Raw genomic sequence first — 22,456 nt, 5'->3', positions numbered from 1 at the left:
GTCGGTCAGGGGTAAAGCGGGGTCGATACGATCCATGGCGGATCGCCTCCTGGGTTCGTCAGGTAGGTGGTCAAGGCCCCGTCCGGTGTTCGCGCACCGTGCGGGGCCGCTGTACGTCGAGTCGGCTTCGCTCCGGCTCCCCTCAGCCCGAGCTATGCGAGACAGCTCGGGGAGGCAACCGGCCGCAGCACGCAAACGCGCTGCGGCAGTCGATGACGTGCGATGTCTCCTTCGGGACAGCGGCTCCCGTCTTACGGAAGAGCCGCCGAAGCCCGTTGTAGGCAGAGACGTGACCTTTCGGTCTTGTGCCATCCGGCTGACAAGGCGCCGGTGACCTCGGCCCGATCTGTCCCGGACCCCTAGGCATGGCCTTGCAGTCGTCCGGAGAGACCCGGACCGGCGCGTGGCCACAGAGAGAAGACTGGACCGGTGGACCGGTCCGGTCAAGCCGCTCGTGGGCAACGGCGCGTCCACGGAGAGGCGTTAGCGCAGGTAGTTGGGCATCTGACGGGCAATAAAAAAACCTGGACCGGTGGACTGGTCCAGGTCTTCTATGTCAGCCGGCGGCTCTACATGGCGTAGGTCTCAACCTGCTCGAAGTAGGCCGCAGGCGTTGCGCCCTCCTCGCAGACGAGCGCGCGATGCTCTTGGTCGTAGGCGGTATGGAGAACCGCGGCGACGGCCGTTGGTTCGGACAGCCGTAGGTTGTCTGCCTCAACTTCAGTCGCCAGGCGCACCGTGGTGACGTCCTGGCCCTCCACGGGGAAGCGCCCTGTGCAGCGACGCACGTACCGGGTGGTCCCCTCCGCCAGTGGGGCAGCGTGGCCGAGGCGCGGGGCCTGCTCTGCGATGTCTGGTGGGAACCATGCCTCGACGTAGCTGTGCGGACTGCCATCCGGCAGTTGCAGCACGCGCACCCGTCGGAGAGCTTGCACCCCTTCGTGCAGCCCGAGCACGTCGGCGACCTGTGCTGGCGGTGTAGCCCAGTCCGGCGTTCCGACCCGGAGGAAAGGCATCCCGCCGGTCACTCGGGTTGATCCTGCTCGGCGCCCACCAGCAGGACGCGCGATGGGAACCTCGGTGACAACGAACCCGGTGCCCTGCCGGGCTTCGACCACCCCGTCGGCCCGCAGAACGTCCATTGCCTTGATCGCTGTCGCCCGCGACACGGACCACTGCTCGGACAACTCGCGAGTGGACGGCACGGTGTCGCCAGGCGCGAACTCACCGTTGGCGACGCGTGCGCGCACCGACTCCGCGATTTCCTCGTACTTCAGCAGCGCCATACGCCCTCCTGAGGGCAATCTGTACTGGACTGGTCCACCGGTACACAGGATACTGCCATCATGTCGAACCTAGAGCTGGCACCCGAGGTCGCACGCTTCTACTCCGAGACGATCGATGAGAGCGAGCGCCTGAGCACTGCGGCAGACGGACGACTCGAACTGATCCGCACACAGGAACTCTTGCGCCGCTACCTCCCGCCGGCGCCTGCCAAGATCCTGGACGTCGGCGGCGGCCCTGGGACTCACGCCCGATGGCTCGTTGCGGATGGGTATGAGGTCGACCTGGTGGATCCGATCGCGCGCCACGTCGAACAGGCGTCGAGCATCTGTCGAGCCTCAATCGGTGACGCGCGATACCTACAGGCCGCCGACGGCAGCTACGACGTGGTGCTGCTGCTGGGCCCGCTCTACCACCTGCCCGACCCCGCAGACCGCCGGCAGGCACTCGCCGAAGCCCGGCGCGTCGTACGCCCCGGCGGTTTGGTCGCCGCAGCCGCAATCAACCGCTATGCGTCCCTCTTTGAGCATGCGGCCTTGGCCCACATGCACACCGAGCGGATGCAAGCATCCGTCTCTGAGATCCTCCGCACCGCTGTCTACGACGGCAGGCGCGGGTTCACGCTGGCCTACTTTCACCGAGCCGCCGAACTAGTCGCTGAACTGACTGAATCGGGCCTACAACACGTAACGGTATTCGGGATCGAGGGGCCTGCCTGGTCTCAACTCAAAGCGGTTGAGCAGCGAGAGGGCCATTATCCAGGTGATGCACTCTTCGAATCGGTCCTAGCGGCGGCACGCTTGGCTGAGCCTCATCCGGAGTTGCTTTCTGCAAGTTCGCATCTTCTGGCCATTGGTACTGAACTCCCCACCCCGAGATGACCGGATCTAGGTCAAGCCAGTATTCTTCGGAATTAGCCGGTTGCATCTTTAGCTCTCACGGTCGCCTTCCATTCGCGCAATTAGCTCGCGCAGTTGCTCTTCTATATTGGCCAGAGCAACCTCCGACGATGTCAGCTCTTCCCTGGCTGCAGTGTATTCCTCGTATCCTTTTGGGTCGCCTTCTCTTGCCCGATGATGCGCTTCCATAGTGACGGCGTTCAAGCGTTCCATTTGCTCGTGGGCAAAGCCCTTGGAAATTAGTAGGGAGTTTATTTGTTCCCTGATCGCGGGGTCTTCTCCCTCAGTGTTGCGTATTTCGGCCCTGCCTGTGTGCAACATGTGGCGTGCACGGCGGCGGAGTGCATGCAAGGCGGAGCGCGCCTGTTCGAAACTGACCTCATCTGGAAATCCGATGATGTAATCGAGTTTCGTTTCACTTACAATATTCTCGCGCACGCAAAATAGAGACGTTGAAAGAAATTCGCGACGCTTCAATTCCTTCTGAAGTATCGTTCGCAAGGCGATTAGATCATGCGACTCGATTTCTTTAGACGAAAGAAATCGCTCAAGTTTATTCACCTCTGCTGTGCTCGCATTGAGCAGGTCGCCCAGCTCGCGGACCAGTTGAGGATGGATGTACACTCCGACCCTCAGCCGACGAGCGGCTGAGGGTGACTTGCTCCTAAGGCTTTCCGCTTGTGCAACGGTGGACGGGCTAACCGAGGCGCCGAGTTCAGCCTTGGCACTTTTCAAAAAAAGCCCCAACTGAGTGATTAGTAGTTCTGTATCGGCTCGGCTTTTCATCTCTTCTATAAGCTCGGGACGAGCGCCGACAATTAGCCCAGCTTCTCTGCGAATCCAATCTTCCTTTGCGTCATTGGTGACCATGAGAATGGGCATATTTCTTGCCTTAGACTCTCGGATCACTTGTTCCCATATAAAGTAGTCGCCGTGGGCATTCTCCTTTTTTCCCGCGTCACGATATCCTGGTGGCGTTTTGGTTTCGACTCTGTTACTGAACTCCTTCAGTAGGGATTCCTTCTCTTCTGCGCTGAAGGGGTCACCCGTTTTGCCGTCGAGTAGTTGAGCGAGGGCTGACAAGATTGGATCGGCGTTAACGACTTTCTCTAGGGTCAGGTCGAATTTCTCTTCGTGAATCTTTATCTTTTCCAACACATCTTTTATAGATGCTTCGACAGGGTCGATAAGCTCGTTCTTGTCGGGACCAGAAAGTGAGCATCGGTTGGCGAAATTGCGGATCTCCGACAGTATTTTTGCCTTGTGATCCGATATTGCTTTTGGGACCTCATTGTAAAGATCGATGTGTTCCTTTACTGCGTCGATTCTCCTCTGATAATATTCATCCACTACTTGATTTGGAACCCAGAGGCGGTCTTCCACCTTCGATAGAACATCAAACAGTTCGCTGCGTGCCGCTGGGGTAAATCGATAGAGACCCAGCAAGATATTGGTGTCAAGGACGATGAGAGAGGTCTTAATTGCATCCCTGTAATCGTCGGCTGGTCGCCGCCAGTGCCCGGGGAAAGCCGACAAGAAGGTAGAAGTCATGGGAGTATCACGCCTCGTTTTGTCTGGGAGGTGGTACCTTACCCGTCCGATGTGCGATCGGAAAGAGATCAGGTAAATTCGTGACACGAGGCCATTGCTGATGCTAGTGAGCGCAGTTAGAGCAGCGGGTGTGAAGGTCACATGGCACAGCTCAAGTTCCTCCGCAACAGGCCGCAGGCGACATCAACGGCTGACATCAACACCGATGGATGCCGGGGGATAGCCACGCACCGCCGGCCGCGTCGGGGGCGCTAGCGGCGTGGCGTCGAGGCTCTGCGACTCTGCCTGCGCGCGCCTGGGGGTCAAGGGGTCGCAGGTTCAAATCCTGTCGTCCCGACGGTGTTGAAGGGCCCGCTGGACTGGCATTTGGCCAGGTCAGCGGGCCCTTCGCCGTTTCCCGGCAATGGTTTCCACCTGATGCGCCGTCAGCTTCTGGGGACCATTTGCGGACCAGGGCTGGGGGAAACGTGCAGATCAGGGTCGGTTTTCTCGGGGACCGGGAGTTTTTGTTCCGTCCTGTTCTTGTCGGGTTCCTACAAGGCGGTGAGGGTCGCGGCGAGTCCGGGGGTGGGCTGCGGGGCCTGGGTCAGGTGGGCCGTGAGGGAGTGGCCGGCGCGGATGACGGCCTGCAGGTCGGGGTGGAGGTAGCGCTGGGTGGTCTGCAGGGAGCCGTGTCCGGCGATGAGGCGCAGGACGTGCAGGGGGACGCCGGCGTCGGCCATCCATGTCAGGCCGGTGTGGCGCAGGTCGTGGCGGCGCAGGTGGTGGTAGCCGAGGTGGCGGATGACGTCGTCCCAGTGGGTGGCGTCGCGCAGGACGGCGGTGGTGATCCGTCCCCCGAGGGGTCCGGTGAACAGCCGGGCGTCGGGCTCGCCCCCCAGCGCCAGCAGGCGCTGGGCGAGCATGGGGCGGACTTCTTCGATGAGGGGCACGCGGCGGGCGATCTTGCCTTTGGTGTTCTTGTCGGTGAGGCCGCCGGGGGAGGGGGTGGTCTGGCGCCGCACCGTCCAGATCCAGTGGGTGCGGTCGATGTCTTTGACGCGGACGCCGGAGACTTCGCCGATGCGGGCGGCGGTGCAGGCGGCGAAGGTGACCGCCTCGCCCCAGCCGGGGTAGTGGCCGTGGGAGCGGGCGACCAGTGCGGCGGACAGGTCCTGCAGCGCGGCCCAGTCCCGCAGGGCCAGGGAGCGGGGGTCGTCGAGTTCGTCCTCGGCGAGCTTGTACTGCTTCTGCCAGCCGCTGATCCGGGCCGGGTTGGTGGTGATCAGTCCGTCGCGAACAGCCTGCTCCATCACGCGTACCAGGACGGCCAGGGTGTTCTTGACCGTGGAGCGGCCTTCGCCGTCGGCGATCCAGGCGTAGGCGGTGCGGTCGACGACGCCGTTGGTGACCATGGTGACGGGCAGGTGCCCGAGCGCGGGCACCACCCGCAGCCGCCACCCGGCCAGATACGGGTCGGTGGTCTTCGGCTCCAGACCGCGCAGCGCCAGCTCCATGTGGGCGTTGCCGTAGGCCGCGAGGCTCTGCGTGGAGGCGGATGGGTCGATGCCGCGGGCGGCGGAGGCGCGCAGGGAGTCGATCCACTCCTGCGCGGAGTCCTGTGTGGGGTGGGACTGGGACAGCGAGCGGCGCTCATGGCTGTGCGGATCGGTCCATCGCACGCGGGCTTTGTAGGGCAGGGGCCGGCCGGGGCGGTGCTCGATGTCCTCGCGCAACTCGACGGCGAGGGGGAGTTGGTGGATATAGGGCATCAGGCGGCCTCCTGCTCCGTGTCGGTGCGGCGCTGCTCGAGCCAGTGCTGGAGGTCGGCGGCGTCGTAGAGGACCTTGCGCTGGGACAGCCGCACGAAGGGCGGTCCCTGCGGCGGCTGCTGGGAGCGCCAGCGGCGGACGGAGGAGGGGTCCACCCGCAGGAGCCGGGCGACTTCCTGCGTGGTCAGCATTTCCGCCGGCGCGTGGCCAGGCGGGTCGGGTATAGCGCCGGATTCCCGGGTTCTCTGCCGGGCGGCCAGCGGCGCGTTGCTCAGCGACATGCACATCCTGAGTTCGATTGATGGAGGGGCGGCTGAATCCGTGGGATTGTTCAATCCCCCGAGGCTCGACACAACAATGGACGGAAAACACACGAAGTCCAGGTCGCAGGGGGCTAGTTCTCCACCGGAGAACACAGCCCGTCTTCTGCGGCTGATGGATCCAGTATCTTCAGAAAGCCCGGTTTGCCTGACGGTTATTTCCGTGTTATCGGGTGCGGGGAAAGCCGTAGTGGTGGGATTTTTCGATTCCCAACAGCGGGTACGCCGGACCCGGTCAGGGTGGGCATCGGCATAGAGCCTGGCGAGCGGCTCCCTTGGCAACCACGGCCGAACGCCGAGGGTTGCTGCTTGTCACCGGGCAGGGATGAGGTCCTCGGCGCCCGCAGGGACCCGAGTGCTATCTACTACGGCCTGAGCGCACTCAGATGAGCCGATTGTGCTGGCGTCTGCGACGACACGTACCTGCTGAGCGAAGCGTGCACGGCTGCGGATCTGCTGCCGTTCGGCTTCCTCGTCGTCCCATTCCTCCGCGTTGTCGGTGCCCGGCTCTGCCTCATGGCCGGCGTATTCGTCGTAGAGGAGCCAACAGCCCTGAATGCCCGTGATGAGGTCCTCGAGGAGATCACGGGCGGGGCGTTTGGGGCCAAGGGGTCAGACGCAAGGCGACGTTACTGAGGTCGGGTTCCTCGTCACCCGCGTACTGGCGACGGTCTCCTCCAGCTCCTCGAGTCCATCACGCGGGGCAATGGGCTCAGTCAAAGACCGTCGGCGAGGTGCAGGGCGTAGCGAACGAGGTCGGTGACGGCGTCGTGCGGGCTGACACGCCGTCAATGAGACCGAGGACCACCACAGAAGGCTTGCGTGGGGGAGCGCTTCGATGTTGTCGGCTTCGGGGACCACGTGGGTGGGATGTCCCCTGACGTCAGCGGCGACTTGTGCTGCCGTGTCGAGCCAGTGGGCCGCAGCGACAGTGGCTGCGCGTCCTCGACCGGCCCAGCCCCGCGGGCCGCCCTCCAGCGCCCGACGATCCGGCGGAAGATCCTCCAGGCGAACCGCTGGACCTGTGGGCTGCGCAGCGCTTCGTCCCAGCGCAGCCACAAGATGTCGAGGGCGTTGCTGACCGCGCTGCGGACCTGGGCCCTGTCGCGCAGGAACACCTCGCCGTAACTGGAGTAGGCGCCGGTGTTGGACAGAGCGAAGGCGCGGTGGTCCAGGGGAGGCCGCTGGGGGGCGATCGTCAGCACCGCGGTGCTGATACAGCCATCGATCCACTCCTGCTTCTTGTTCGCCTCGAACGCGGCGGCTACCCACAGCCGGCACACCGGCCAGGCCGGTATCTCCAGCACTCGCAGGACACTGTGGATGATCTCCCAGCGCGGGTACAGATCTTCGCCCCGCAGCAGCACAGAGATCTTCGACTTCGAATTGTGGCTCTGCTCGGCGAGATCGGCGACCGTCAGGCCGCTGGCGAGGACGCCGGCGAGGCTCACCGCACGACCTGAGGGCCGTATCGGGCTGGTGTCCGGCCCGGGAAGTGGGCCGGACACCAGGGTGTGTCCCCACTTTGGCCTCGGCACGGGGGACGCCTACCGGATGGAAGGCCGACGCCGTGGCGCCGGCCCCCGATGTGCGCTCCGGGGCGCCCGGAGGCAAGGAAAACCTGGAACTTCGCCCGTAAAAGCAGTCAACAGGGGATCATTCGCACACACTTGTGCGCCGACCTGCGGCGAAACCTTCAACAGCGACAGTGTTGTTCCGCGATCCGGTGATCACGTGGCGTGCGCGGGCGCGCACGCTCCATGCTGGCGCTCCAGCTCTCGATGAGGCGACGGCACCGCTGAGGAAGCCGGATATCTACCGGATTCGATCGGCGACTGATCGTGAGTGGAAGGCTGGCGATGATCCGAAGGCAGGTGTGGATCGTCATCGTGGCGATGACGGTCCTGGCGTGGAGTGCGGTGATGACCGCGCTGGGGCAGATCGCCGCGATTGGTGCGCTGGTCCCCTCCCTCGGACTGCTCGTGCACCAGATCGCGCAGGCGGTCCAGACCGCCGGAACGGGCCTCAGACCCCTGCCGGTGGAGCCGGCCGCGGCGGCAGAGGCCGGCGCGCGGGACGGGGAGCAGCGCGGGTGACCGGCCGGAAGCCGGGACCGATCAGTAAGGCGGTGGGGGACACCCACCGGGCGTGGCTGGAGCCGCTGCGTACGAGGAATGGCCCGGTAGTCCGCTCGTCGGTTGGCCGCCGGGGTACCTACTGCGTTACCAGCGTTCGCCGGTGCCGGTCCAGTCCCTGGTCTGCCGCCCACGCGCGATCACATGTCTCTTCCGGTTCAATTCCGCTTGTCCGGGCAATGCCGTCGACTCCCCGCTGGTCGCTGCCCTCTGGCGGGACGAACTTCATCCCCCAGGCTCGTCGCGGTACTCACTCCCGCCCCATGACTGAGCAACTTCCCTTCAAAACAGCGTAGTTAGCACTCACCCAATTTTCTGATGGGTAATCAGTTGTACGCAGCTACCCATTTTTCTGCGGCGCCGCAGCTTCGCTTTTCGGTGCGCAACCTAATTGGCGGCAAGGGTGGTCGGGGCGGGGAGCTGGCGAAGGCGATGCGCCGTATTTGTCGGCTATCGGCGTATTGATGATAGCCCAGAGGAGGCTTCATCCAGCGCTTCTGCCTCGCCGCCAGGGACGATTCCCAACTATTGAGAATACATAATATTTATATGAATTATGTAGATTTGCCCGAATGAATCGTGTGTTTGATCACAGTGGCATCTGCTGGATTTGTCGCGTTCGGGCGAAGGTTTCATGATCCACTGACTTGATTCGAACATGTCCACCCCTTTAATTTCTGTTGGCGATCTTCAATGGATCGCTTGAAGCGGCCTACGGTTGTGGGGATTTATGGGATGGGCTGGGGTGCGTCGTCGTGCGCGGGGGCGCGGCGTGCGTGGGGTGGTGGTCACTGCGGTATCCGCGGTGATGCTGGGGGCGCTTCCGGCGGTGGCGGGGGGTGGGCCGGTCGCGCTGGCGGATTCCGCCGGTGCTGCGGCGAAGACGCTGACGCAGGAGCAGAGCGCGGCTGCGCGGGCTGCTGCGACCGGTGAGCGTGTCGAGGTCGTCGGTGAGCGCACCGAGTACTCCACGACGTACGCGGAGCCGGACGGTATGTCGTTCACGTTGGACCAGTCGGCGGTTCCGGTGCGGGTGCAGCGGGCGGACGGTTCATGGGCGGCGCCGGATCCGACGCTTGAGGTGCGCTCGGACGGGAGTGTCGGGCCGAAGGCGGCGGTGGCGGGCCTGGCGTTCTCAGGCGGGGGCGCCGGCTCGGGGCTGGTGAGTATCTCCCGTGGCGGCAAGTCGTTGTCCCTGGGCTGGCCGGGCAGCTTGCCGAAGCCGGTGCTGGACGGCGCGAGTGCCACCTACCCGAACATTTTCGACGGAGTCGACCTGCGCCTGACCGCCTCGACGGAGGGGTTCAGCGAACTGCTCGTGGTCAAGACACCGCAGGCCGCGGCCGATCCGGGCCTGCGCCGGATCGAGTTCGCGCTGAGCGCGGACGGTCTGACGGTCGCGCCGTCCGGCGGCGGCGGGATGACGGCGGTCGATGCCGATGGGCGCGCGGTGTTCTCCGCGCCCGCGGCGGTGATGTGGGACTCCCAGGGCGACGACCCGGTGGGGCAGCGGGGAAGTTCGACTGCCTCGAAGAGCGCGGGAGCGACCGCTGGCAACCGGAGCCTTTCCCCCGCTAGCCCGGGCACGGACCCTGCAGTCGACGCGGCGGGTGGCTTGCCGGCGCCGTCCGCGGGCGGGGCGGACGATCCGGCGGCCGGTCCCGGGGACGGCGATGTCTCCAAGGTGCTCCCCGTGCAGGTTGACGAGGACTCCCTGGCGGTGGTGCCGGATGCGGGGCTGCTGGCGAACCCGGACAGCAGCGCCTTCCCGATCTACATCGACCCGTCTGTCGGGCTGAGCCAGACCGCCCGTACCCAGATGCGGTCGGACGGGGTCACCGACTTCGAGTTCGACAATGGCAGCAACAACGAGGGCAAGGGCGTGGGCCACTGCTCGAACTACGACGGTGTCTACTGCGGAACGGACTACACCGAGCGGATCTATTACCAGTTCTCGCCCAGCAACCTTGCGGGCAAGAAGGTACTGGACGCTACGTTCCGCGACACCGAGTCCTGGTCGTTCACGTGCAATGCGGCCTGGCTGGACCTGGAGCGCACCAGCAACATCACCTCGTCCACGACGTGGGCGGGACGGCCGAACAACCTGGGCACGGTGGCGAGCAGGGACGTGTCGGCGGGCCGCGGGTCGGCGTGCAGCCCCTCGCAGCCGGCCGCACCGATCGAGTTCCACGACTCCCGGCTGACGCAGCAGGTGGCGGACTTCGCGGCGGGGAGTTTCGACCGGTTGACGCTGCTGATCAAGGCGCGGGACGAATCGGCGACCAGCGACTGGAAGAGGTTCCGGAACGATGCGTCCCTGTCGGTGACCTATGTGGGCCTGCCCGCGGCGCCGACCGGTATCGGGGTCCCTGCCGGCAGCGGCGTCAGCTGCGAGACCAACGCGGCCGACCCGCAGGTCATCGGGGACACGACCCCATCGCTGACCGCGAAGACCGCGATGGCACCCGGCGGAGGATCCGAGGTGAACTTGCGGATCCGCTTCGACGTCCAGCACAAGAACCCCGACAGCACCTGGTCGGAGATCGCCTCGGCGGTCCGCCCGATGAGCGGTTACATCACCAAAGTCGGCGCGACGGAGACCGATCCCTACCCGGGCACACTGACAGATGGCGGCAACTACCGCCTGGCGGCCTTCACCCGCTCCTACTACAACGACGGCGCGAGTTTCGTCGAGTCGCACAGCAACGTGGCCACGGTGGGATGGTGTTACTTCCGCGTCGACAGCACTGCGCCGAAGGCACCCAAGGTGACGGTCGCCGCCCCGTATTCGGAGTGCCTGGCGAATGCGTGTGCCGCTGCCGGAGGCCCCGGGACCGGCGCCGCGTTCAGTTTCGCCCCGGCATCCGGGGACACCACGAACATCGCCTACGAGTACAAGCTGTCCTCGTCCCCCGCCTGGTCGAAGCCGGTCAACGGTGCCACGGTGCATGTGACGGTCACTCCGCGGCTGGCCGGAACCCAGCAGCTGATGGTTCGGGCCGAGGACGGCGCCGGCTGGGGCGCGTCGCAGCCGTTCTTGTTCAGTGTCAAGGAGGGCCAGGGCCCGGTCGGGTTGTGGCATTTCGATGACGGCGTCGCCGGATCTGCCACGACGACCGCGACGGACACCGCCACCGAGGGAGCCCGCCACAACGCGACCCTGTTCACCGCGGGAGCCGGCTGGTCCACGTTCGCCCGCCGGGGCAGCGCCGACCAGTCACTGTGGCTGAACGACACCACCAACACGGCAAACCAGGCCGGTTATGCGGCCACCACGCAGTCGGCGGTGAACACACAGTCGTCGTTCACTGTCTCAACGTGGGCCTACCTCACCGAGAACTCCGTGTATCGCACGGCCGTGTCCCAGACGTCCAGCGACGGGTCGGGCTTCTCCCTCTACTACTCCCCGGGCATCCAGCGGTGGGTGTTCCTGTGGAGCTGGAAGGAAAACGGCACCCTCCACCAGCTGGGTGCCAACGGAAGCGCACCGGTGCCGCTGAAGGCATGGACCCACCTGACCGGCGTCTACGACAGGGATGACCAGACCATCACCTTGTACGTCAACGGCAAGGCTCAGGGCGGCCCGGTGGCCCTGTCCACCACCGCACTGGCGGGTGCTTCCGACGGCGCACTGCAGTTCGGACGCCGCCAGACCACCACCCCCGGCACCTACACCGACTACTGGCAGGGCCGGGTGGACGAGACCGCCATCTGGCAGCGGCCCCTGACCGATGACGAGATCGCCACCGACGACGCCATGAACGACGCCGCCGACACGCCCGCTGTGGAGATGGTTGCGGACTGGAACCCGGACGGGGCCAGCGGCACCACCCTGGCCGACACCACCTCCGGCTACGCCCGTTCCCTGTCCTTGACCGGCGGGGCGTCCCTGGATGGGCAGGCACTCGTCCTTAACGGCACCAGCGGAGCGGCCTCCACTCCGGGCCCGGTGGTGGACGGCACCGCTTCGTTCACCGCTACCACCCTGGCCGACCTCGACAGCGCCGCGCTGGCGAAGAAGCCGGCCGGCTACACCGCGCAGCTGATCGGTCAGCGCAGCAGCGGCGGCTCATCATGGGGGGTCTGGTACCAGCTCACCAGCGTCGAGACCGAGCCGGACCCCGACGGCGGTCCCGACCTGACCGTCCCGCACGGCTACTGGTGGTTCGGCCGGCTCAACGCCGACGACAGCTTCACCGGCGTCAAATCGGACGAGTTGGCGGACCTGGGCAGCCCGGTGCGACTGACCGGCACCTACGACGCACCGTCCGACACCGTCCACTTGTACGTGGGCGGGACCGAAAACGCCGTCGATACCACCCACCTCCCCTACTCAGCCGATCCGGGGACGGGGTCGTTCACGGTCAGCGAGGCACAGCGCGCTGGTGAGGCCGACTGGGGGCACTACGTGCCCGGCAAGATCACCGACATCCGGCTGTGGGCCGGGGCGATGAACGCCCAACAAGTCGGCTCTCTCGACGACTAGGGCACAGGGCACCCGCCGGGCACATGCCCGGCGGGTGCCCGGAACCGAACTCCACTTTCTCGTGCGCGCCCTGTGGCCGGTGACAGCCGCGGGCCCGCGTACGAACACACCCATGCCCAATTGATCACTGGGAGGACCAGTCGTGAGACCCCCTACGGGAAGCAGGTGGATCACGGACACCTTTGTCCGTGGAATCCTGCTCCCCCGGAAGAACGCCGGCAGCCGCCCACGCAGGCGCAGAAACTCTGCCGTCGTCGCCGCCCTGCTGTGCCTGGCCGTCGCCGTGCCGACGGGCGTTGCCGCAACCCCTGCTCTCGCAGCCGGTGGCCATGGCCTTGGCAGGCCGGCCCTGCCCAAGGCCCAGGCTGACCGGGTTGACAAGGTCACCGGCCTCGGCGCGGCAGCCGAACGCAAGCACGTCGCCGACCTGGCGGCAGCCAACACCGCGCAGGCCACAACCGCCCGCTCCGAGCAGAAGGCCACCTGGCCCGCCAGGGCGGATGCCACCGGTGCCATCCCTGCCGGCGGCACGCTGCACCTGACAGCCGGCGGCCTGCCGGTAGCCGTCACCCACACCGGCACGCACTCGGCGTCCGGACACCTGCGGCTGCATGTCGCGGACCAGCACCAGGCCCAGGCAGCCGGCGTGGACGGCGTGCTGCTGACCGCGGCCGCGGACAGCACTGGTTCGGCCCGAGTGAGCGTGAACTACGGGAAGTTCGCCTCCGCCTACGGAGGCGGCTGGTCCGGCCGGCTGCATCTGGTCGAACTGCCCGGCTGCGCGCTGACCACCCCGGGCCAGCCCGAGTGCCGCACCCAGACGCCGCTGAAGTCCAGCAACGACACCGCCCGGCAGACGGTGAGCGCCGACATCAGCCTGCACCAGGCCGCCTCGGCGGCCCGCGCCGCTGATTCGGCCACGGTGCTGGCGGTGGCCGCGGCTTCGGGCGAGGCCTCCTCGGGGGCCGGTAACTATTCTGCCTCGCCCCTGGCTTCATCCTCGACCTGGGCGGCAGGCGGCTCCTCGGGTTCCTTCACCTGGTCCTATCCGATGGCGACCCCGCCGGCCGCAGCCGGCCCCGCCCCGGACCTGTCCCTGTCCTACGACTCGGGCAGCATCGACGGGCGCACCGCGTCGACCAACAACCAGGGCAGCCAGGCCGGTGAGGGCTTCGACCTGACCACGTCGTCCTACGTCGAGCGGTCGTTCGCGACCTGCGACGACGACGGCGAGACCGGCAAGAACGACCTGTGCTGGAAGTACGACAACGCCTCGCTGGTCCTGAACGGCCAGTCCACCGAGCTGGTCAAGGACGACACGACCGGCACGTGGCGGCTGAAGAACGACGACGCGTCCACCGTCACCCACTCCACCGGCGCCGCCAACGGAGACGACGACGGCGAATACTGGACCGTCACCACCGGCGACGGTACCCAGTACGTGTTCGGCCTGAACAAACTGGCCGGCGCGGACACCCAGCGCACCAACTCGGTGTGGACCGTACCGGTGTTCGGCAACAACTCCGGGGAACCCGGCTACACAAACGGCAGCACATTCTCGGGCCGGGCGGTCACGCAGGCCTGGCGGTGGAACCTTGACTACGTCGTGGACCTGCACCAGAACGCGGCGTCGTACTGGTACACGCCCGAGACGAACTCCTACGCCAAGGACGGCGCCACCACTGCCACCGCCACTTACACCCGCGGCGGCTACCTCGACCACATCCTGTACGGGCAGCGTTCCGACACGCTGTTCAGCGGCACGGCCTCCGACAAGGTCCAGTTCACGTACAGCGAGCGGTGCACCGCCGCGGACTGCTCCTCGCTGACCAAGACCACCGCGCCGAACTGGCCCGACGTCCCGTTCGACTCGATCTGCGCGAGCGGTGCGACGTGCTCCGCCACGGGCCCGTCGTTCTTCACCCGCAAACGCCTGACGAAGACCGAGACATTCGCCTGGAATGCTGCGGCGAGTCCGGCTGCCTACGCCGCGGTGGACGCCTGGACGTTCAAACAGGATTACCTCGACCCGGGGGACATCGGCAACAGCACCGATCAGACCCTGGTGCTCAGCAGCATCCAGCACACCGGGGAGAACGGCGGCACCATCGCCGAGGACCCGGTGGCGTTCACGTACCAGATGCGGCCCGACCGGGTCGATGCCCCGACTGACGACGTCCTGCCGCTGAACCGGCCGCGCATCGCATCGGTCACCTCCGAGACGGGCGCCATCACGATGGTGACTTTGTCCAACCCGGAGTGTGTGCGCGGGACCGGCATGCCCGCGGCCGAGGACAACGACACCGCGTCGTGCTATCCGGTGTACTGGCACGTCAACGGCGCGACCGAGGCGACGCTGGACTGGTTCCACAAGTACCGGGTGCTGGATGTGGTCACCTCCGACCCCACTGGCCACACCGACACCATGGAGACTGCCTACTCCTACACCGGGCCGGCCTGGCACTACAGCGACGACCCGTTCACCCCGGCCAAGGAACGCACCTGGTCACTCTGGCGCGGTTACCGCACCGTCACCGCCACCACCGGCTCCGGGGCCGGCACGCAGTCCAAGACGACAACCCTGTACCTGCAGGGCATGAACGGCGACAAGCAGAAGGACGGCACCACCCGATCGGTATCCGCCGCCGGCATCGGCGTCACCGGACTGACGGTGCCGGCGGTGACCGACAGCGACCAGTACGCCGGGTTCACCCGCGAGCAGATCACCTACAACGGCGCCACGCCGATCGGCGTCACTGTCACCGACCCGTTCTCGAGCAAGACCGCCTCCCAGCAGAAGTCCTACGCCAACATCGACGCGTACTACGTCCGCACTGCCAAGACGCAGACGTCCACGTACCTGACCGCGTCCGGGACCTGGCGCACCCACAGCGTCAACACCACCTACGACAGCTTCGGCATGCCCACCCAGGTCAACGACTCCGGCCAACTCGGACTCGATGGTGACGAGACCTGCACCCGCACCTGGTACGCCCGCAACACCACCCTGGGCATCACCGCACTGGTCTCCCGCACCCGCACCACCGGCCATGTCTGCTCCACCGCGGAAACCGACCTGACCCTGCCGGCGTCGGTCACCGCGCCCCGCGGGGATCTGCTGTCCGACAGCGCCATCGTCTACGACGACACCACCGCCACCGCGTGGACCGCGAGCCAGACGCCGACCCTGGGCGAAGCGACCTGGACCGGACGCGCCTCGGCCTACCCGGCGACCGCCGCCGGCGGGGAACGCAACCCCACCTCCTGGCAGACCCTGAGCAAGACCACCTACGACGACGCCACCGTGAAGCTGGGCCGTGTGCTGTCAGCGGCGGACGCGGCCGGAAACATCACAAAAACGGCGTACCTCCCGGCCGGTGCGGGCCCCGTGACCCGAGTGCAGGTCACCAACCCGATTGCCCAGAACACTTTCACCTACAAGGACTTCGGCCGCGGCAGCACCGTCAAGGCCAACGACGTCAACAACAAGGTCACCGAGACGGCCTACGACGCGCTGGGCCGGCCCACCGCCATCTGGCTGCCAAACCAGTCCCGCCCGGACGGCGCCGGCGCGAATTACACGTACGCGTACCACGCCAGCAGCAGCGCACCGTCATGGACGTCGACCTCCTCGCTCGTGGGAGGCACCCAGTACAACACCAGCTATGCGATCTACGACTCGCTGCTGCGACCGCTGCAGACCCAGTCACCCACGCCCAACGGCGGCCGGCTGCTGACCGACACCCGCTACGACAGCCGCGGCCTGGCCGACGAGACCTTCGCCGACATCTTTGACACCACCGCCCCGTCGGGCACCTACGTCCGGGCGGAGTCCGGACGGGCACCCAAGCAGACCGACACCACCTTCGACGGCGCCGGCCGCCCCACCATTACTGCTTTCTCCATCTACGGCATACAGAACTGGAACACCACCACCAGCTACACCGGCGACTCCACCGCCACCAGCGCCCCGGCTGGCGGCAGCGCCACCCGCACCATTACCGACGTTCTCGGCCGTACCACCGAACAGCGCGAATACGCCGGAACCGACCCCTCCGACAGCGCATACGGCGCGGGAGTCGGCACCCCCTACACCTCCACCAGATTCACCTACACCCGCGACAGCAAGCCGAACACTGTCACCGGACCCGACGCCGCCTGGTCTTACACCTACGACCTGTTCGGCCGCCAGGTCTCAGCGACGGACCCGGACAGCGGGACGACAAAGACCGGCTACACCACCCTGGACCAGATCGATTCGACCACCGACGCAGGCGGCAAGAAACTGCTGCACGGCTACGACAGCCTCGGGCGTCAGACCGATCTGTGGCAGACCGCCCAAGCCGACGCGAACAAGCTCGGCCACTGGACCTACGACACCGTGCTCAAGGGGCAGATCGCCTCGTCCACCAGCTACGTAGGCGGCAGCGGCACGACAGGCTCGGCCTACACCCAGAAGGCCACCGCCTACGACTCTATGGGCAGGGCGACCACCACCGAACTGGACCTGCCGGCCACGGACCCCCTGGTCACCTCAGGCGCCGTCGCCGCGAAACTGGTCACTTCCACCTACTACAACCCGGACGGCACCCAGCAGTTCATCGACAGCCCGGCCGCCGGCGGCCTGCCCTCAGAGCACGTCACCACCCACCACAACGCCCTCGGGCTGGACACCGACGTCCAGGGGACCAGCAGCTACCTGCTGGCCGCCGCCTACACCAACCTCGGCCAGCCCCAGCAGCTCACCCTCGGCACCTCTTCCGCGGCAGGCATCCCCAAGGCCTACATCACCAACACCTACGAAGAGGGCACCAACCGCCTCACCCAGTCGGTGGTCACCGACCAGACCCACCCTTACCAAGACCAGGCACTCAACTACGGCTACGACACGGCCGGCAACGTCACCAGCATCTTCGACCCCACCACCCTCGGCTCCACCGGCAAGGCCGACAACCAGTGTTTCGCCTACGACGGCTACCAGCGTCTGACTGAAGCCTGGACCCCCTCAGCTGCGGACTGCACCACAGCCGGGCGCACTGTCAGTAACCTCGGCGGCGCCAGTCCCTACTGGACCTCGTACACGTACAACGACGCTGGGCTGCGGCAGACCCAGACCGATCACACGAGCGCCGGCAGCACCCTCACCACCTACTGCTACAACCCCGCGCGCCCGCATGCCCTCACCACCGTTCTGACCGCCGCGGCCACCTGCACCGGTGCAGCCGCCACGTACGTCTACGACCCCTCCGGCAACACCACCACCCGACCCAACGGAACTGACACCCAGGGCATCACCTGGAACAGCCAGGGCCAACCCGACACCATCACCGAGAAGACCAGTACGGGCACGGTCAAGAGCACCACCAGTCACGTCTACGATGCCGACGGCAACCTCCTCATCCGCCGCACCACCACCGGGGACACCGTCCTCTACCTCGGCGACACCGAAGTCCACCTCAACACCGCAAGCACCCCCAAGTACTGGGCACAGCGCTACTACAGCGCCAACGGCGCCACCATCGCCCTGCGCAGCAACCAGAGCGGCACCAGCAACCTCACCTGGCTCGCCGGCGACCAGCACGGCACCAGCAGCCTCGCTCTCGACGCCACCACCCAAGCCGTCACCAAGCGCTACACCACGCCCTTCGGCGCGCCCCGCACCGGCGGCACCGGCCCCTGGCCCGACGACAAAGCCTTCCTCGGAGACCCCGCCGACCCCAGCACCGGCCTGACCTACATCGGCGCCCGCGAATACGATCCCACCACCGGCCGCTTCATCAGCGTCGACCCTGTCCTCGAAACGAGCGACGCACAATCCCTCAACGGCTACACCTACGCCGACAACAACCCGGCCACACTCAGCGACCCCACAGGACAACGCCCCTTGGGCGCGGCCGACAGCGCCTATGACAATGACCAGTACAACCAGCAGCACGGCGCCACCTGGACAGATTCACAAAGTGGCGGCTGGACGTACACCGAAGTCCACGAGAAAGCCAAACACAACAACGTCTTCGTCAGCGTCGTCTCCATCCCCACTTACGGGCCCGCAGTCGTCTACGGGGCAACGTACAAGAAAAAGGCGAAATCAGGCGGATTCAAGAATTTCGGACTAGGAGCCCTCAAGGAAACCATCGGTTTCGTACCCAGCGCCGCCGCAGCGCTGGTCGACGGCGTTAATGGCATCACCCAGTCAATGCCGGGCGGGAGCGGCGGCTCCATAGCGCCCGGCATGCCCATATTCCCCTTCGATGATCCCTCCGCGCTGGGCGCCGACCCGGATTCCACCGCCTATAAACTCGGAATGGCAATGGGGATTGCCGCTTCACTGATCGGACCCGGGGCCGAAGCGGGGGCGAGTGAAGACCTGACGAAGCTGGCGGCGAAATACGGGGCCTGCCTGCTGAGTTTCAACCCGAAAACCCCTGTTCTCCTGGCCGACGGCACCACCAAACCGATCGGCAAGATACAGCCCGGCGACAAGGTCGAGTCGGGAAACCCTGAAACGGGAAAGAATCAGGGCGGCCATACGGTCACCGCAACGCTCATTAACCATGACAAAGACTTGATCGACCTCACCGTCGAGACGTCCGCAGGACACGACAGCGTCCTGCACACCACCGCCAAGCATCCCTTCTGGGACGACACCACCCACACCTGGGTGCCCGCCGGTCAACTGCTCCCTGGCCACGCCCTCGAGACCGCAAGCAACAGCCACGCACGCGTCATGGCGATCCGAGTCGTCGCAGGCGAAGCGGACATGTACAACCTCACTGTCGACCAACTCCACACGTACTATGTACTCGCCGGAACCACGCCAATCCTGGTCCATAATTGCGATGTTGTTCACGAACCGCATGTTCACGTCACGAGCATGAATGAGGCTCGCAACGCGGCTCGTACATCAGCTGGCCTGGGAGATGACGCCGTCCCGTTCCTCCAAGAGCTTGGTCCTCTGAAGGGGAAGTACTACTCGGGAATGCAGAGTCCGGACGGGCTACGTGGGTGGCGGATGGACTTTGATCCGGATCCCGCCTCTGGTAAGGGCGTTCACATCAACTGGTGGGACAGGACCAGCGGCCCGAAGCGAAATTCTGGATGGAAGGGCGGAGCAGTTATCCTGGATGGGTCCACTGAAGGTGACTTCCGGCAGATCATCAATCGCTTCCCGGGGAACTGAGCCTAGCTATGAACTACATCGACAGTGAGCACTTGGTTGACTGGGTGGCCGCTGGGCGTGCGTCGGTAGCTCCAACAAGTGCTTGTTCAGCCTTCCATGAGGCACTCATTGAATTTCCCTGGACATCCACTCGCATCGATTGGAGGACTGTCAAGCACGTGACCATCGATGCCGCCGAGGCGGGTGAAAAGAATCTCGCTGCAGCCGCAGCCGAGCGCGGAGTGGCTCTGTATCCATATTTGCTTGCGCTCTTCTCTCCGGGACAGCCAGGGCTAATTTGTGCAGCAGGGGATGGACTGGATAATCTAGATTACATCTACTGGAAGGCGCCAGGTATTCGATACTTCTGCGGAGTTGATCTCGTCATGGAAGTCCCGCGATATCACTATCGAGGCTTTGGCGAATTTGATGGATTTTCAAAGGTGACTTTCCGCACGTAAAGGAGAGCGTCTCAGAAGTCCGCCTTCTCGATCCTCGGAAGCCCCACCGGATTTGTTTCCGATGGGGCTTCCGGGGTGTCTGACGGCAGTAGTTGACGGCAACGTCGGCGGACGGGTGCTGCCACTGCCCGACTGGGACACCCTGGACCGGCTCGCCACCGCACTCGTCGCACGGTCCGCCGGCGAATACCCGGGCTGGGGCGACGTGGTCCACTTCGAGGCATGCACAGCCACCCGCATCGGCGAAGTCTCCGGAGTCCGGGTCCAGGACATCAACCGCGAGGAATGGACCTGGCAGGTCTGCCGCCAGAGCACCCCCGGACCCGGCGGATTGACCGACAAGGGAAGGGAGAGTGGGTTGGCACCGCCTCGGCCGAGATGCCCGGATGTCACCTGTTACCCGGTCATGCCGCACTGCTGCGAGAGACGCTGCCCGCAGTGTCGCCTGCGCTTGACCGCCGATTCGTGAGCCTCTCACGCGCCTCTCACGGACCGTGCGTCACGAGGTGGTTCCAGGCGTCATGCGGGGTGGATGAGGTGGGCCCTGACCTGCATGACCCGGACCGGTGAGGACCAGTCGGACCCTTGTCCGAACGCTGGGGGTCAAGGGGTCGCAGGTTCAAATCCTGTCGTCACGACGGTGTTTTCGCAGGTCAAAGCCTGTCTCCGCTGAGCGGAGGCAGGCTTTTGGCGTCCGGATTGTCCGATTCGGATGTGAGAGGTTGTGAGAGGCTGCCCTTTGGCGGTATCGCCGCAGGTCAGCGGCTCGCACTGCGGAGATCACTTGACCCATGTCATCTGCCGGAGTCGGCGGTTGTGGGAATCTCGGGGCCGAGTAGTTTCTGTCGGTGGCGATGGATCTCGGTGTCTTTGACTCGGCCGTTCGTCGGCTGCACGGGCTGGATCGCGGAGGTATTGGTGGCCGTGAGTTAGGTCAGGCGTTGCAGCCGGACAGACCGTCATGCCATCGATGGCCGATGCGGGCGGAAGCCTTGCCGCGATCAGAGGAGACGGCCGGGCTTGGGAAGTAGGGCTCCGACCCGGACGGATGAATTACCGGCACCCGCAGAGTGCACCTGGACACCGTGCGGACCTGGCGGGACCGCTTTGCCGACGGCGGCCTGGACGCCCTGGCCGACCGCAGGCGCTGCGGGCGTCCGCGGCGCTTCACCCCGGTGCAGGTCGCCGAGGTCAAGGCGCTGGCCTGCCAGTTGCCCGCCGAGACCGGCACCCCGCTGTCGCGCTGGTCGTGCCCGGAGCTGGCGCGCGAGGTCGTCGCCCGCCGCATCGCTGGCTCGATCTCCGCCTCCACCGTGCGCCGCTGGCTGCGCCGGGACGCGCTCAAGCCCTGGCAGTACCAGTCCTGGATCTTCATCCGCGACCCGGACTTCCGGCCCAAGGCCGCCCGCATCAAGGACCTGTACGCCCGCACCTTCGAAGGCGTCCCGCTGGGCGAGGGCGAGTACGTCATCTCCAGCGACGAGAAGACCTCGGTCCAGGCCCGCTGCCGCTGCCACCCCACTTTGGCCCCCGGGCAGGCCCGGGCGATGCGGGTCAACCACAAGTACCGGCGCGGCGGCGCGCTGGCCTATCTGGCCGCCTACGACGTCCACCGCGCCCGCATCTTCGGTCGCTGTGAGCCCAGCACCGGCATCGTGCCCTTCATGGCCCTGGTCACCCAGGTCATGACCATCGAGCCCTACGCCAGCGCGAAACGCGTCTTCTGGATCGTCGACAACGGCTCCTCCCATCGCGGTCAGGCCGCCGCCGACCGCCTGACCAAGGCGTTTCCCAACGCCGTCATGGTCCACACACCCATCCACGCCTCCTGGACCAACCAGATCGAGATCTTCTTCTCCGTCGTCCAACGCAAAGTCGTGGCACCCAACGACTTCACGAACCTCGACTAGATCCGAGACCGGCTCCGAGCATTCGAAGACCGCCACAACGCCACGGCACAGCCGTTCCAGTGGAGGTTCACCACCTCCGACCTGGACGATCTGCTGACCCGGCTCGACCGACACACACTCGACCGACAGGAAGAATCCTCCGTCGCGCTGGCAGCCTGATCAACCCCCGAAGGACTTACGAGCTCGACCACTTAGTGCTGGACGGTTGGCCCGTCGCCGTCACCGGGAGCCGCGACGGCACAGTGTGGGACTGGGACCTCGTCACGGGGCAGCTGGTCGGCGACCCCCTCACCGGCCACAGGGGCGCGGTGTGGGCGGTGGCGCCGGGGTGCTGGACGGTCGGCCCGTCGCCGTCACCGGCGGCAGCGACGGCACGGTGCGGATGTGGGCCCTGGCCAGCGGGCAGCCGGTCGGCGACCCCCTTACCGGCCATACCAGGGCGGTGTGGGCGGTGGCGGCCGTGGTGCTGGACGGTCGGCCCGTCGCCGTCACCGGCGGCG

Annotated in this window: 11 protein-coding genes and 1 pseudogene; 7 read left to right on the top strand and 5 right to left on the bottom strand. The window is 65.9% G+C overall.

The window, feature by feature from the left end:
* Positions 1-569 precede the first annotated feature (569 nt).
* On the bottom strand, positions 570-1,286 hold the full coding sequence (locus GA0115240_RS31825; RefSeq protein WP_093742139.1) for a GntR family transcriptional regulator: 717 nt from the start codon (positions 1,284-1,286) through the stop codon (positions 570-572).
* A 60-nt stretch (positions 1,287-1,346) separates the two neighbouring features.
* On the opposite strand from GA0115240_RS31825, the gene GA0115240_RS31820 reads away from it, so the two are divergent.
* Positions 1,347-2,165: a class I SAM-dependent methyltransferase gene (locus tag GA0115240_RS31820; protein ID WP_093742137.1), complete on the top strand. Its 819-nt coding sequence runs from the start codon at positions 1,347-1,349 to the stop codon at positions 2,163-2,165.
* A 48-nt stretch (positions 2,166-2,213) separates the two neighbouring features.
* On the opposite strand, the gene GA0115240_RS36440 is transcribed toward GA0115240_RS31820, so the two are convergent.
* The 4 genes from GA0115240_RS36440 to GA0115240_RS31805 form a co-directional block, all read right to left on the bottom strand.
* A complete protein-coding gene (locus tag GA0115240_RS36440; protein WP_141709039.1) occupies positions 2,214-3,734 on the bottom strand; it encodes a PIN-like domain-containing protein in 1,521 nt (506 codons plus the stop codon).
* A 533-nt stretch (positions 3,735-4,267) separates the two neighbouring features.
* Positions 4,268-5,485 (bottom strand): site-specific integrase, encoded by a 1,218-nt coding sequence (xerC, locus tag GA0115240_RS31815; protein ID WP_093742135.1) that lies wholly within the window; start codon positions 5,483-5,485, stop codon positions 4,268-4,270.
* Positions 5,485-5,766: a helix-turn-helix transcriptional regulator gene (locus GA0115240_RS31810; protein WP_237555367.1), complete on the bottom strand. Its 282-nt coding sequence runs from the start codon at positions 5,764-5,766 to the stop codon at positions 5,485-5,487. The genes xerC and GA0115240_RS31810 overlap by 1 nt, the downstream gene beginning before the upstream one ends.
* 827 nt (positions 5,767-6,593) lie before the next feature.
* Positions 6,594-7,256, bottom strand: coding sequence for a helix-turn-helix domain-containing protein (locus tag GA0115240_RS31805; RefSeq protein ID WP_093742130.1), 663 nt, complete (start codon positions 7,254-7,256; stop codon positions 6,594-6,596).
* 408 nt (positions 7,257-7,664) lie between these two features.
* Between GA0115240_RS31805 and GA0115240_RS31800 the strand changes: the two genes are divergently transcribed.
* The 6 genes and pseudogenes from GA0115240_RS31800 to GA0115240_RS36430 all read left to right on the top strand — a co-directional run.
* Entirely contained in the window at positions 7,665-7,901 is a 237-nt protein-coding gene (locus GA0115240_RS31800) for a hypothetical protein (RefSeq protein ID WP_093742127.1), read from the top strand.
* 823 nt (positions 7,902-8,724) lie between these two features.
* Entirely contained in the window at positions 8,725-12,426 is a 3,702-nt protein-coding gene (locus GA0115240_RS31795; RefSeq protein ID WP_256070125.1) for a LamG domain-containing protein, read from the top strand.
* 142 nt (positions 12,427-12,568) lie between these two features.
* Positions 12,569-19,606 (top strand): polymorphic toxin-type HINT domain-containing protein, encoded by a 7,038-nt coding sequence (locus GA0115240_RS31790; protein ID WP_256070124.1) that lies wholly within the window; start codon positions 12,569-12,571, stop codon positions 19,604-19,606.
* A gap of 8 nt (positions 19,607-19,614) precedes the next feature.
* Positions 19,615-20,046 carry a hypothetical protein gene (locus tag GA0115240_RS36435; protein ID WP_141709038.1) on the top strand — a complete coding sequence of 144 codons (432 nt, stop codon included), beginning with the start codon at positions 19,615-19,617 and terminating at the stop codon, positions 20,044-20,046.
* Positions 20,047-21,116: 1,070 nt separating this feature from the next.
* A complete protein-coding gene (locus tag GA0115240_RS31780; RefSeq protein WP_256070123.1) occupies positions 21,117-21,956 on the top strand; it encodes an IS630 family transposase in 840 nt (279 codons plus the stop codon).
* A 310-nt stretch (positions 21,957-22,266) separates the two neighbouring features.
* Positions 22,267-22,456 (top strand): annotated as a pseudogene (locus tag GA0115240_RS36430) (WD40 repeat domain-containing protein); the annotation flags it as partial.

The organism is Streptomyces sp. DvalAA-14 (genome assembly GCF_900091855.1).
Lineage (GTDB): Bacteria > Actinomycetota > Actinomycetes > Streptomycetales > Streptomycetaceae > Actinacidiphila.
This window is presented reverse-complemented; position numbering and strand designations above follow the sequence as displayed.

What these genes read in the sequence shown, in the direction of transcription:
- GA0115240_RS31820 (WP_093742137.1), top strand. Translation starts at nt 1,347, where the DNA reads ATGTCGAACCTAGAGCTGGCACCCGAGGTCGCACGCTTCTACTCCGAG.
- GA0115240_RS31800 (WP_093742127.1), top strand. Translation starts at nt 7,665, where the DNA reads ATGATCCGAAGGCAGGTGTGGATCGTCATCGTGGCGATGACGGTCCTG.
- xerC (WP_093742135.1), bottom strand. Translation starts at nt 5,485, where the DNA reads ATGCCCTATATCCACCAACTCCCCCTCGCCGTCGAGTTGCGCGAGGAC.
- GA0115240_RS36435 (WP_141709038.1), top strand. Translation starts at nt 19,615, where the DNA reads ATGAACTACATCGACAGTGAGCACTTGGTTGACTGGGTGGCCGCTGGG.
- GA0115240_RS31810 (WP_237555367.1), bottom strand. Translation starts at nt 5,766, where the DNA reads ATGTCGCTGAGCAACGCGCCGCTGGCCGCCCGGCAGAGAACCCGGGAA.
- GA0115240_RS31825 (WP_093742139.1), bottom strand. Translation starts at nt 1,286, where the DNA reads ATGGCGCTGCTGAAGTACGAGGAAATCGCGGAGTCGGTGCGCGCACGC.
- GA0115240_RS36440 (WP_141709039.1), bottom strand. Translation starts at nt 3,734, where the DNA reads ATGACTTCTACCTTCTTGTCGGCTTTCCCCGGGCACTGGCGGCGACCA.